This is a genomic window from Bradyrhizobium sp. P2_E8, from assembly GCF_056403875.1.
Genome location: NZ_JBFUES010000089.1, coordinates 1 through 13,178 on the forward strand (window position 1 = coordinate 1; position 13,178 = coordinate 13,178).

At 61.7% G+C, this 13,178-nt stretch carries 11 protein-coding genes; 3 read left to right on the forward strand and 8 right to left on the reverse strand.

What is annotated here, in order from left to right:
• Positions 1-160 precede the first annotated feature (160 nt).
• Complete coding sequence (locus AC1D00_RS07555; protein ID WP_477010228.1) at positions 161-1,195, forward strand: LacI family DNA-binding transcriptional regulator; 1,035 nt, start codon at positions 161-163, stop codon at positions 1,193-1,195.
• A 353-nt stretch (positions 1,196-1,548) separates the two neighbouring features.
• Here AC1D00_RS07555 and AC1D00_RS07560 read toward each other — a convergent pair whose 3' ends face one another.
• Positions 1,549-1,929 carry an ABC transporter substrate-binding protein gene (locus AC1D00_RS07560; protein WP_477010229.1) on the reverse strand — a complete coding sequence of 127 codons (381 nt, stop codon included), beginning with the start codon at positions 1,927-1,929 and terminating at the stop codon, positions 1,549-1,551.
• A gap of 288 nt (positions 1,930-2,217) precedes the next feature.
• On the opposite strand from AC1D00_RS07560, the gene AC1D00_RS07565 reads away from it, so the two are divergent.
• Positions 2,218-2,538, forward strand: a complete 321-nt coding sequence (locus AC1D00_RS07565; RefSeq protein ID WP_025575069.1) for an antibiotic biosynthesis monooxygenase — start codon at positions 2,218-2,220, stop codon at positions 2,536-2,538.
• A gap of 118 nt (positions 2,539-2,656) precedes the next feature.
• A complete protein-coding gene (locus AC1D00_RS07570; protein WP_477010230.1) occupies positions 2,657-2,788 on the forward strand; it encodes a hypothetical protein in 132 nt (43 codons plus the stop codon).
• A 136-nt stretch (positions 2,789-2,924) separates the two neighbouring features.
• Here the strand turns inward: AC1D00_RS07570 and AC1D00_RS07575 are convergent, their stop codons facing one another.
• The 7 genes from AC1D00_RS07575 to AC1D00_RS07605 all read right to left on the reverse strand — a co-directional run.
• Complete coding sequence (locus AC1D00_RS07575; RefSeq protein WP_025575067.1) at positions 2,925-4,643, reverse strand: class I poly(R)-hydroxyalkanoic acid synthase; 1,719 nt, start codon at positions 4,641-4,643, stop codon at positions 2,925-2,927.
• Positions 4,644-4,758: 115 nt separating this feature from the next.
• Positions 4,759-6,135: a sigma 54-interacting transcriptional regulator gene (locus AC1D00_RS07580; protein ID WP_025575065.1), complete on the reverse strand. Its 1,377-nt coding sequence runs from the start codon at positions 6,133-6,135 to the stop codon at positions 4,759-4,761.
• On the reverse strand, positions 6,125-7,939 hold the full coding sequence (locus tag AC1D00_RS07585) for a sensor histidine kinase (RefSeq protein ID WP_477010231.1): 1,815 nt from the start codon (positions 7,937-7,939) through the stop codon (positions 6,125-6,127). The genes AC1D00_RS07580 and AC1D00_RS07585 overlap by 11 nt, the downstream gene beginning before the upstream one ends.
• 70 nt (positions 7,940-8,009) lie before the next feature.
• Entirely contained in the window at positions 8,010-9,014 is a 1,005-nt protein-coding gene (locus tag AC1D00_RS07590) for a cytochrome d ubiquinol oxidase subunit II (protein WP_029677340.1), read from the reverse strand.
• A complete protein-coding gene (locus AC1D00_RS07595) occupies positions 9,011-10,402 on the reverse strand; it encodes a cytochrome ubiquinol oxidase subunit I (protein ID WP_477010232.1) in 1,392 nt (463 codons plus the stop codon). The genes AC1D00_RS07590 and AC1D00_RS07595 overlap by 4 nt, the downstream gene beginning before the upstream one ends.
• A gap of 44 nt (positions 10,403-10,446) precedes the next feature.
• Positions 10,447-11,769, reverse strand: coding sequence for an FAD-dependent oxidoreductase (locus AC1D00_RS07600; protein WP_025575059.1), 1,323 nt, complete (start codon positions 11,767-11,769; stop codon positions 10,447-10,449).
• A gap of 51 nt (positions 11,770-11,820) precedes the next feature.
• Positions 11,821-13,178: phosphate acyltransferase (locus AC1D00_RS07605; RefSeq protein WP_477010233.1), on the reverse strand; the 1,358-nt coding region annotated here is incomplete at its 5' end.

Consider the following 13,178-nt stretch of genomic DNA (forward strand, 5'->3'; position numbering starts at 1 on the left):
TTGCAGGCGTGTGTATTCAGCGTGCGGCCCTTATGGGCTCGTTTTGGCTTTACACATCAAATGTAATCGATTACATCCTAACTCTAGCAGAACTTTTTGATTTTGCAAGTCCCGGTACGACGCCGAGATGGCGAGCCTCAATATGTCCAAGCGAACCAGAGTGATACGTCAGAAGACGGCCAAAATCGCCGATGTCGCGCGACTGGCAGGAGTCTCGGTTGCGACCGTCAGCCGGACGCTGGCGCGCCCGGAGGTCGTGATTGAAGAGACCCGCACACGCGTACTCGCGGCCGTGCGCGACACCGGCTACACGCCGAACATTTCCGCAAGGAACCTGCGCGTCCGGAAGACCATGGTCGTGCTGGTGGCAGTGCCGGACATCGCCAACCCGTTCTTCGCTGAGGTTCTCCAGGGAATCGACGATACGCTGTCGGCCGCCGGCTACGGGCTTATTATTGCCAATCTCGCCGGCTCGCCGGAGAAGGAGGCGCGCTACGTCGACTTGGTCTGCGCCGGCCAGGCCGACGGCGTGCTGCTCTTGTGTGGCCACGTGATGCGCAGCCCCGACCGCGACTTGCGCGACGCGGGCGTGCCGTTGGTTGCCGCCTGCGAGTACATCCCGCGAGAAAGCTTCCCGCAGGTCACGATCAATAATGTCGACACCGCGCGCGAAGCGGTGCGACACTTGGTTGAGCTCGGCCACACAAGCATCGCCTATTTGTCGGGGCCGAACTTCAACATCCTCGAGCAGCAGCGTCTCGAAGGCTATCGACAGGCCTTGCACGACGCAGGAATTGCGACCGATGCGAGCTTGATCCTGCCCGGCGATTTCACTTTCCGCACCGGTGTCGAGGCCGGCCGGACACTTCTGGCGCTCAAGCCCGCGTCGCGCCCGACAGCGCTGTTTGCGGCCAACGACGAAATGGCAATCGGCCTGATCAAGACCGCGCGCGCCGCCGGCCTCCAGATCCCGGACGATCTCTCCGTCGTTGGCTTCGACGGCATCGCCTATGCCGACTATTGCGAGCCGACCCTGACGACCATCGTCCAGCCCCGTCGCGATCTCGGGGCCACCGCTGCAGCAGAACTGATCGCGCTAATGACGAACGGCAGGGCGGAGCCGCAGAAGGACATTAAGCTTCCCGCCATGCTGATGCTGCGCGACAGCACGCGCCCGCCGCGGAGGTCCGGCTAGGACGGCTACATTCTTCTGGACCCAGCCAAAAGCCGCGGCAAATCACTGCCGACCAGCACAGCCTTCATCGGCATCATCTCGGTGGGCATGTGCTTCGTTATCATTTCCGGCGGCGACCTCAGACGGCGTCGACGGCCCGCAAGGGTTGGCTCAAAAATCGACGGCTCCGATCTTTGGCAGGCAATTATTGATAGCGGGAGAGGGACTCGAACCCCCGACATCAATTTTTGTCCTCACTGCAGTTCACATTGCTCTTCGCGATCGGCCGAACGCGGAGTTCTGCGCCTGAGGGGCGCTATCAACTCCAAGCCTTACGCGAATGCCCTACCCTTGCGGCGCCACTCTTTAGACCATCAGCTTCTGCTGATCGTCAAATACTTCTGCGTTGCGGAAATATTTGCCGTCGCGGTGTTGGCGAGCATGAAGGACACGTCATCGCTTTCGACGAGCCTGCGGGTCTGCTCGACCGCCTTCGCCGGCGAATAGGCGTCATCGAGGCTGATGAACTTGATCTTCCGGCCGTTCACGCCTCCCTTGTCGTTGACCATCGCGAAGTAGCCTTCGAGGGCCTTGCCGATGGCGCCGACGGCGGACGCGGGGCCGCTATAGGGCACAGTGTTGCCGATCCGGATTTCCGTGGCAGATGTGCCTGGCCCGTATTTGGCCTGGCCCCATGCGGTTGAAAACAGCGCGGTGCTGGCCAGGACGCCAGCGATCAAGCCGGTCTTCTTCAAAGCGCCCTCCCCGGAGCCGTAATGCCTTGCGACCATTCGAACAGGCGGATCTCGTAGCCGCTCGATTCAGGTTCGTTTCGATTTTGCATTGCGCAGATGTTCAAAGCAGGCAGGAGCTGGCAAACGAGTTTTTTGGAGGGCACGGTGAGTAAGACTCAAGTCACTCGCGACAAATGGCTGCGCGGTCGGATCGAGGCCGCAGAACAGGCGCGTTGACTGCACCCATTCACGATTCCAATATCAAGCCTCCCGCCTCATGCGTGGCGCCACGCGAAAGGACGCTTCGAAATGACCATAGTCGTGTCGGTCAAGTATGTTCTCAAGCCCGGAAAACGCGACGAGCTCTTGTCCTTTGTGATGGACAACGTCGAAAACACGAGGAAGGAGAACGGAAATCTGGCCTATTCCCATTACCCTTCGTTGGAAAACGCAGACGAGATGTTCGTCTTCGAGATATGGGAGACCCTGAAGGATCTGGAGAACCACATCGACATGCCGCACTACGTTGCATTCGATGACAGAAGAAGGCCTCTGTTGGCTTCCTACGAAGCCCAAGTCTACGAGGCGACCCTGTGCCGCTCAACGAACAGAGCTCCAAGGGCCAATTGAGGACTGCAACATGCCAACAAAGGGCGCTCGCAGCGTTGCGGACGGGCGAAACACGGTTCATCAAGCTCAAGGTCGTCCCCGTCGGCGAAGAGGTTGCGCTAACGGAGCGCGAGGTCGCGTGAAGTCTGGCGACTTCCTGCACACCGACCTCGAACATCGGGGCGCCACCGGCAACGTCCGCTTCGGTGTGATGGCGCTGCTCGATGGTCCGGGCGATTCCACCATGGACGTGACTATCCGATGGCGATGACAGCCGCGAAGAGGTGGGGCTGGGAACGATCGCGATCACCGGCCTCGAGGCAGGCGAAACGTGCGCCACCGTCATCTTTTATGGCACGAAACAGCTAAGCCGTATCTGCCGGAATGCCTCAAAGACGGCAACGCCGTCAGCTCGCCCTGGCCTTTACGTATCGACCGGGCGCCCCCTCTCCAGGATGATAGAGGTTGCTGCCGAGTTGAGTGCGGGCTGGCAGTTGCTCTCCCGCGTGAGGCTTGAGCCAGGCGATCCAGTCGTCCCACCAGCTGCCCGGCTTCTCTTCGGCACCGGCCTGCCAAGCCGCCGGCTCCTCGCATCGCTCATCTGACACCCAGTAGCTTCGCTTGTTCTTCGAGGCTGGGTTAATCACGCCGGCGATATGCCCGCTCGCGCCCAGAACAAACCGGGTGTCGCCACGGAACAGCCCTGTCGTGCGGTAGGCGGAACGCCACGGCACGATGTGATCCTCGACGGTCGCCAGAACGTAGGCCGGCACGTCGACCCGCCCCAAATCGACCGGCGTGCCGCACATCGTTAATCTACCGGGATGCCGCAGATTGTTCTCCAGATACATATTACGGATGTACCAACAATACATGGGCCCCGGCAGATTGGTGACATCCGCGTTCCAGAACAGGAGATCGAAGCGCTCGGGCGGCTTTCCCTTCAAATAATGGTTGATCACATTGGGCCATATCAGTTCTTTCGAACGCAGGGTCTGGAAGACGAATCCCAACTCTGCACCGCGGTAGATGCCGCCATTGCCGATCGTCTGTTCGCGTTGTCGCACGCTCTCTTCGTCCACGAACACGCCGAGATCCCCCGGCTCGCGGAAATCGAGCATGGTGGTCAGCAAAGTGACGCTGGCGACCGATTCGTCGCCGCGCGTCCGCAGGATCGCGAGCGCCGACGACAGGATGGTTCCTCCGACACACCAGCCGACGACATTGATCTTGTCAGCACCGGCGATCGATCGAACGATCTCGATGGCGCGCATCGCTCCGTGTTCGACATAGTCATCCCAGCCAAAGTGCCCGCAAGAAGCATCGGGATTGCGCCAGGACACCACGAATACCGTCAGGCCGAGTTCGACGGCAAACCGGACGAAAGAATTGGCTGGCTGGAGGTCCAGGATGTAGAACTTGTTGATGCAGGGCGGCACGATCAACAGCGGCCGTGCGGCCACCTGCTCTGTTGCCGGCTCGTATTGAATGAGCTGAAACAGCTCGTTCTGGAACACGACCGCGCCTTTGGACGTTGCGACGTCCTTTCCAACCTCGAATGCGGTCTCGTCCGTGATCGTCAAATTGCCTTTGCCAAGATCCGCCACCAGATTGTCGAGGCCAACCTTGAGGCTTTCGCCTTCGGTATCGGTTGCGAGCTTGATGACATCGGGATTGGTAGCGACGAAATTCGTCGGACTCATCGCCTCGACGAACTGACGCGTGAAGAAACGCAGCCGGTGCTTTTCCTTGTCATCCAGATCCAGCGCTTCGACGAACTCGGTGCAATAGCGTGAGTTCAGCAGGTAGCATTGCTTCAGTATGCTGTAGAGCGCATTGTCGCGCCATTCGGTGGCATTGAACCGGCGGTCGCCGCGCGGAGTTTCGACGGCCGCCTCGCCCTGCCCGCCTGCTGCGGATTTGATGATGTGCTCCGAAAGCTGGTACAAGCCCTTTAGATAGTCCGCCTGCAACTGGGCGATGCGCCCTGATGAATCCAGGGGCGAGCCGAGCGTCGCGCCGTCACGCTCGCCATTCGCTGCTCCTCCGAGAGAGCGCCACAGGCTGGCCCCCGCCTTTATCAATCCGTCGACAAACTCGTCTGGCATGTTGAATGGCTGATTCATCGAAGATCCCTCACTCAAAAAGGATGGCTTGTTCGTTTCCGCGTCGGGAAGCTTCTAACTGGCCCCCTTGCTTCCTTGCATGTCCGGCTGCCCCCAAGGGCGCCACCCCAAATAGTCAGGCTCCAGAACGAACGATCGCCCCTTCCCTTATCCCGTCCACATTGACGGCGAGACGCTTGATCTTGTCGTACAAAGTTTGCTTCGGGATGCCCAAGAGCGTTGCAGTTGCCTGCACATCGCCTTGCTTGCGCCGCAGCGCATCCTCGATGATCGATCGCTCGATATTTTCGAGCTGTCGAGGCAACGACAGATCCGACGTGCCAAACCCGGGCTTGTTGATCGCCTTGCCGTCAAGCACGCCCAGTACGAAACGGTCGGCAACGTTGCGAAGCTCGCGTACATTGCCGGGCCAGGAATAAGCGAGCAGGACGGACATCGTATGCTCATCCAAAATCGGCGCATCGCGCTCAAACCGCCTGGCGGCGTCCAGCGTGAAATGCTCGAACAGCAGGGGGATGTCTTCGCGCCGCTCTCGAAGCGGTGGCAGTTCGATGAATGCGACGCCGAGCCGATAGTAGAGATCGGCGCGGAACAGCTTCTTTTCGCTCAGCTCGAACAAATTCGTCTTGCTCGCTGCGACGACCCGGCAGTCCACCGAGATCGTCTTGTTGGTTCCGACGCGTTCGATGGACCGGTCCTGCAACGATCGGAGCAACTTCACCTGAACACTGAGCGGCATGCTCTCGATCTCGTCGAGGAACAGCGTTCCGCCGTTGGCATACTCGATCTTTCCGATGCGCTGGCGGGTGGCTCCGGTGAAGGCTCCCACTTCGTGGCCGAACAACTCGCTCTCGACAAGCGACTCGGGCAGGCCGCCGCAGTTGACAGCGACGTAATTGCCGGCTCGCCGCCCGCTGTGATTATGCAGACAACGCGCGACCACATCCTTGCCGGTACCGGTCTCGCCGTAGATCGTGACATCGACATTGGTCGATGCCAGGGTTGATACGAGCCTGCGCACTTCCTGGATCTGCGGGGACCGGCCGAGCAGGCTCGCCTCGATCCCCTGGCGATCCGACAGCGCGGACCGAAGCGAGCGAACCTCCAGGGTCAGGCGTCTCTTCTCAGCCGCCCTGCGGACCACGGATACGAGTTGCTCCGACGAGCATGGCTTCTCGATGAAATCGTAGGCACCGTTTCGCATCGCCCGCACGGCCATGGAGATATCGCCGTGTCCGGTGATCAAGATCACGGGCAGGTCCTGATCCAGCCTGCGCAGATCGGACTGCCATTCAAGGCCGCTCTTGCCGCGCAGCCGCACGTCGCAAACCACGACAAAGGGCATCTCGGCGCGCACGGAATCGTTAGCGGTCTCGACCGACGCAAATCCCGAGACCGAAAACCCCGCAAGTTCGAGCGCCTGAACGCCGCCGATGCGGACGTCCTCGTCGTCCTCGACATAGATCACGCCAATGGATTGCTCATCGCCCATGCGAAGCCGCCTCCGTCACCTCGGCCAATGGAAGGATCACGACAAATTCGGCGCCATCAGGAAGATTTCGCCCGCGCAATTCGCCGCCAAAGGAACGCGCGATGTGGTTCGACAGCATCAGGCCAAGGCCGAGGCCCTTGCCCGCGGGCTTGGTCGTGACGAACGGCTCGAACATGCGCCTGAGAACGTCGGGGGCGATCGCGGGGCCGCTGTTGCTGATGGCGATGCGGCAGCGGGCGGCTTGTCTCTCTTTGCCGGCCCGAATCACGATCGACTTTCGTTCGACGCCCTCGACGGCGTCCAGCGCATTCGCCACGATGTTGCACAACAGCTGCTCGAGCCGCGTCTGGTCGGCAAGGACGCTGAGGTCGGCGTCAATGTCGGTGACGACGCGGACGCCATCCTCCTTGACGCGCGCGGAGAGTATCTTGAGCGACTCGCTCACGGCCTGTTCGACCGAGACCGCATCAAGCGGGCTGCTCGACTTGTAGGCAAAAACCCTGAGCTGGCCGGTCAGCCGCCCGAGCCGACGTACCAACTCGCCGATCCGTGTGAGGTTGCCGCGCGCGTCGGCGACCGACCCGCGATCGACCAGCAGGATTGCATTGTCGGCCGCGGTCTGCAGCGCGGCCAGGGGCTGGTTCAGCTCATGCACAATTCCAGCTGACATCTGCCCGAGAGCAGCCAGCTTGCCGGCATGGACCAGTTCATCCTGCGCCGCGCGCAGCTCGGCGGTTCGTTCCTGCACCCTGGTCTCGAGCGTGTCGTGCGCCGCCTGCAAGGCCGCCTGATTGGCTAGCCGTTGCCTGATCTCGCTCCGGCGCTGCATCACGAGCCCAAGGGCCAGCAGGGCAACGACGGAGGCAAGACCCGACAGCGCGCCGATGATCAGGGCGGTCTGCCGGGTCGGCGCCTCGTCATCGAGAAGCACGAGCTTCCAGAGGCCCAGGTTGATTGGAAGCTCGCTGACCGTGTAGGCCGTCCCATTGCCCGTGGTGACACGTGCGGCCCCGTCTTCGAACCGGGCGAGGACGGTCCATCCGAGCGGCGTCAGGTCGTGATCCGCGTAAGGCCTCGACCGCGCAATATCATCGAGCATTTCACGCGATAGCGGCGCCAACGGGCGATAGCGCCACGGCTCGCGGGAGGCCAGGATCGTCACGCCCCGTTCGTCGACGAGAAGTGCGTCGCCGGCAAGATCGCGCCATCCGCGCTCGAACGAATCCAGGTTGACCTTGACGGCGGCGATCCCCTTGGTGGCCCCGCCCTCCTTAAGAGCATAGGACAGATAATAGCCGGCGCGCGCACTGGTGATGCCGACCCCGAAAAAGGCGCCACGGCCACGCGCGAGCGCCTCGCTCACATAAGGGCGATATGACAGATTCCGGCCGACCGGCGTGCCGGGGTCATCGAAGTCGGCCGCCGCCAAGGCTTCACCCGAGACGCTCAGAACGTAAAGGTTGTCGGCCCCGGCAAGTAGATTGATCGACTTCAGATACAGGCTGACCGATTGCTGCAGCGCGGGATTGGCGGGATCACCGAGCAACTTGAAGACGCTTGGGGATGTCTCGAGGAGTGACGGCAAATATTCAAACCTGGAGAGATGACCGTCGAGCCTAGCCGCTTCCACCGCAAGCCGTTGCTGAGCGGCAGCATGCAAACGGTCAAGTCCACGTTGCAAAGCCAGGGCATATCCGAGCCAGGAAGCGGCTGCGACCAAGGCAAGGGCAGCTGTTCCGCGAACAAGCCAACTCACGGAGCTGGACGCCGTCGAACCGACTTCAGACCTCCTGGTGATGTGCACGGGAAATGGAAGCTCCGTCATCTTGTGAACCAGAACAAACCGAGGAGCGTCGGCCATGGCAAAGGATGGCTCACGCATAATCTAACTCTATGGTTTTGCCCCGGAATACGCGATAGGAAAATCCGGTATAGGCGACGATGACGGGCAGCGTGAGGCTGACCCCGATCAGGATGACCTTGAGCGCATCGGGACTACTGGCGGCCTCCCAGACCGTGAGCCTGTCGATCACCACGAAGGGGTAGATGCTGTAGCTGAGGCCGAGGAAGCTCAGCAGGAAGACGAGCACAAGCAGTGCAAACGGCAACCAGCAGAGGGAGCCACGCACGGCGGATGTGCCGAGCAACGCACGCATGGTCACGAGCGCGATCGTTGCGGTCATCGGAATCGACGCGACGGCGATGATCGCCGGCAAGGTAAACCACCGCACGCGGACGGTTTCGCTGATCCAGGGTGTTGCCATCGAAATCAGGATCAGGCCGATGACCATGGGCGGCCAGGCGATCTTGCTCCACTCGATCGCCTTGTCCTGAAGCGGGCCATCCGTCTTCATCACCAGCCAGGTGGCGCCGAGCAGCGCATACGCCATCGGCAGGGCAACCGCGATGGCGCCGGCAAAGATCGGATAGTTCCACCCCTCTCCGAAGCCGCTGATATAGCGGCCGAGCATCCAGCCCTGACATACCGACGCGAGCACTGACCCCGCGATGAACAGACGGTCCCACATTGCCTTCCGGCTGGCCTTGGCCTTGACCCTGAAATCAAAGGCTGCGCCACGCAGGATCAGGCCGACCAGCATGAGCGTGGTCGGCAAGTATAGTTCCGACAGCACCAGCCCGTGCGCCTTGGGAAAGGCAATCAGGAGAAGCCCGACGCCGAGTACCAGCCAGGTCTCGTTGGCGTCCCAGAACGGACCGATGGATGCGACCATCGTATCCCGCTCCTTGGATGTCGCCCGATGCATCAACATGCCGACCCCGAGATCGTAGCCGTCGCTCACCACATAGACGAGCAGCGACACGCCCATCAAGCCGATGAAGATCAGCGGAAGCAATTCGTCGAACGACAACGATGTCATGCGAATTCTCCCTCGCCCCGATATGGCTGCGGCTCCCCTGGCAGGACGGCCGACGTACTCGCGTACGACTTCTTGTCGGCGGTCTCGGCCATATATTTGAGGACGCCGATATAGGCGGCGAGCAGCGCCAGATAGAGCGCGACATAGACGAAGAATGTCACAGCGATGCTCGATGACGGCACGCGCGAAGCAACGTCAGCGGTTCGAATGAGACCGGAAACAATGAAAGGCTGCCGGCCGATCTCCGTGACGTACCATCCGGCTATGGTCGCCACCCAGCCGGCAAAGGTCATGCCCGCGAATGTCCCGAGCATCGACCGCGGCATTCTTGTGAAATCCCACCCATCGCGCCAATGCCGCCACAGGCCGATCCAGCTGACGAGCAGCATCAGGATGCCGGTGCCCACCATGATCCGAAATGACCAGAACAGCGGCAGGACTGGCGGATGGGCCGAGGGAAACTCGTTCAGCCCTTTGAGCTCCCCTTCGGGATCGTGCCGGAGGATCAGACTTGCGAGCTTCGGTACGCCCAATTCGAAACGATTTGTCCTCGCCGTATCGTCCGGGATCGCGAACAGCAGCAACGGTACGCCCCGCGTCGTCTCCCAAATCCCTTCGACCGCCGCGATCTTTTGCGGCTGATGCTTCAGCGTATTGAGCCCGTGAAAGTCACCCGCCACCATCTGTGCCGGTGCGGCCAGCGCTGCAAGGATGAGCCCGGTCCGCAGCACGCGTGACGCACTGGTTATGGCGACGCCTTTCAGCAGCTGCCAGGCGCTGACCCCGATCAGCAGGAACGCACAGGTCAGCGCGGACGCCAGTATCATATGTACCAGGCGATACGGGAAAGACGGATTGAAGACGATCTCCAGCCAGCTGCGCGCGTGAAACTGACCGCCCACGATGTCGTATCCGACGGGCGTCTGCATCCATGAATTGAGCGCGAGGATCCAGAATGCGCTCAGCAACGTGCCGAAGGCGACGAGGATGGTCGCTCCCAGGTGAACCATCTCGCCGACCCGGCGATGGCCGAACAGCATGACGCCGAGAAAGCCCGCTTCCAGGAAGAAGGCCGTCAGAACCTCATAACCGAGCAACGGGCCGGCGATGTTGCCAACGCGCTCCATGTAACCCGGCCAATTGGTGCCGAATTGGAAGCTCATGGTAACGCCGCTGACGACGCCGAGCGCGAATGTCAGGGCGAACACCTTGGTCCATTGACGGTAGGCGCGAAGCCAGTCGCGTTTCTGCTGCGGATCAGTCGCGCGCAGGTGTCTGAACCTGAAGAACAGAAGCACCCAGCCCAGCGCGATCGAAATCGATGGAAACAGAATATGGAACGTGATGTTGGCGGCAAACTGCATGCGCGCAAGGAACACGGCGTCCATCAACATTCCTCCGGCTTCACGCAGCATCCTGCGTGAATCAAGTGTCAATGCAGCTTCACATGCGGTTCGGTGCGCCGGGTGATCAGCCGGGCCAGCGTGTCGAGCGCGACCTTGATCGAACCATGCAGCGCGTGTTCGTGCATCTTGTAGAGCGACAGGTACATCATCCGCGCGAACATGCCTTCGAACACGAGGCTGCCGCCCACGAGCGCGCCCATCATCGATCCGACCGTGCTGAATTCGCCGAGCGACACGAGCGACCCGAAGTCCCTGTAGCGATAGTCCCTGAGCGGCTCGCCGCGCAGATAGCGCGGGATCTGCGAATAAAGATGGGACGCCTGCTGGTGAGCCGCCTGGGCGCGCGGCGGGACGTTCCCGCGCTCGCCCCATGAGCAGGCCGAACAGTCACCGATTGCGAAGATGGCATCGTCGCGCGTCGTCTGCAGCGTCGGCCGAATGACGAGCTGGTTGATCCGGCTGGTCTCGAGGCCGGCGATATCCTTGAGGAAGTCGGGCGCCTTGACTCCCGCCGCCCAGACGATCAATTCCGCGGGGATCGACCGGCCATCCGTCAGGCTCACGCGGTCAGGACCAACCTCTGACACCTTGGCGCCGGTCAGCACATTGACCCCGAGTCTGGCAAGCAGCTTCTCCGTCTCCTTCGAAACCCGCTCAGGCAGCGCAGGTAGCACGCGATCGGCGGCTTCGATCAGGGTGATCCTGATGTCCTTCTGCGGATCGACCTGGTCGAGGCCATACGCCACCACCTCCCGCGTCGTCCTGTGGAGCTCCGCGGCCAGCTCGACACCGGTGGCCCCGGCGCCAATGATCGCGACCTTCAGCTGGTGCGCTCCCAATGGCGCCGACTGGGCATGAGCGCGGATGCAGGCATTGACCATGCGCTCGTGAAACCGCCGCGCATCAAGCTGCGATTCCAGCTTGATGGCATGATCGGCGACACCGGGCGTACCAAAATCGTTGTTCTGGCTTCCAACGGCCACCACGAGGACGTCATAGTCAAATATCCGCTTCGGAGTGACTTCCCGGCCTTCTGAATCGAGATAGGGCGCCACTAGCACCTGGCGCTTGTCCCGGTCGATCCCGATCATCTCCCCGATGCGATAGCGGAAGCCGTGCCAATAGGACTGCGCGAGATAGTCGACCTCGTGAGCCGAGATATCCATGCTGCCGGCTGCGATCTCGTGCAGCTTCGGCTTCCACACATGGGTACGGTTTCGCTCGATCAGCGAGACGTCGAGCTTGCCCTTGCGTCCGTATTGGTCGCCGAGGCGGGTCGCAAGCTCCAGTCCGCCAGCCCCGCCTCCGACGATCACAATCCGGGATTTTCCCAATTGCGGCTTACTCATGATGGCCTCGACCAAGCGCGCTCACAACCCCGCCCATGCATATCCTCCAGATCAGGCCCTCTCGGACACTGCATCCGCGACCGCGACCGCCGCCATGTTCACGATTCGCCGAACGGTGGACGATGGCGTCAGAATGTGGGCCGGCTTCGCCGCGCCGAGCAGGATTCCGCCCACCGTCAACCCCTGCCCCGCCGCCATCCTGAGCAGATTGTACGAGATGTTAGCGGCGTCGAGATTCGGCATCACCAGCACGTTCGCCGGACCCTCGAAACCGGAATCCGGAAACTCGTGGTGCAGCACGGACGGCGACAACGCCGCGTCGCCGCGCATCTCGCCTTCGACCGCGAGATCGGGGGATCGCTCGAGAATGATCGCCCGCGCTTCCCGCATCTTGTGCGCTTCCGGCACCGCGGAGCTTCCGAAGCTCGAATGCGACAGCAACGCGACGCGCGGCGTGATGCCGAACCGGCTGACCTCTGCCGCCGCCATCAATGCGATGTCGGCGACCTGTTCGGCGGTCGGATTGAGATTGCAGTGAGTGTCGCAAATGAACAACTGATGCTGCTGCAGGATGAGCATCTGCATCACGGCGAGCGTCCGCAGTCCATCCCGCGTTCCAATCACGTTGCGGATCGCCGTCAGGTGATCGGACGTCCTGCCGATGACCCCGCACAGCATCGCATCGCCAAGCCCCCTTTCGAGAAGGATCGAGGCGAGCACGGTCGCGTTGCTGCGCGTCTCCGAAAGCGCCAACGCCGCTGACACTCCATCACGCTTCCTGCGCCCGTGGTAGACATCCGCACACTGGGAATAAACCTGGGAATCGTGTGGATCGATGATCTCGCAGTCGCTGCCTGGTCTGAGCCGGAGACCGAAGGACTTGATTCGCTCCTCGATGGTCGATGGCCGACCGACCAGCAACGGCTTTGCGATCCGCTCGTCGACGACAACCTGTGCCGCGCGCAGCACGCGCTCGTCCTCGCCCTCGGCCAGAAGCAGCGACTTGCCGCTTCCCTTCGCTACCGAGAACACCGGCTGCATCGCGTTGCCGGAATGGTAGACGAACCGGCTCAGCTGCTGGCGATACGCGTTCATGTTCGCGATCGGACGCCTGGCGACGCCGCTGTCCGCCGCAGCCTTGGCAACCGCGGGCGCCACGACCTCGATGAGCCGCGGATCGAGCGGCTTTGGAATGAGATAGTCGCGGCCAAAGCGAAGATTCTCCCCCTTGTACGCGACAGCGACCACCTCGGGCACTTCCGCCATCGCCAGATCGGCCAGCGCACGCACCGTCGCGAGCTTCATCTCCTCGTTGATGGTCGTCGCTCCGCAGTCGAGCGCGCCCCTGAAGATGAAGGGATAGCAGAGAACGTTGTTGATCTGGTTGGGATAATCGGATCGTCCCGTGC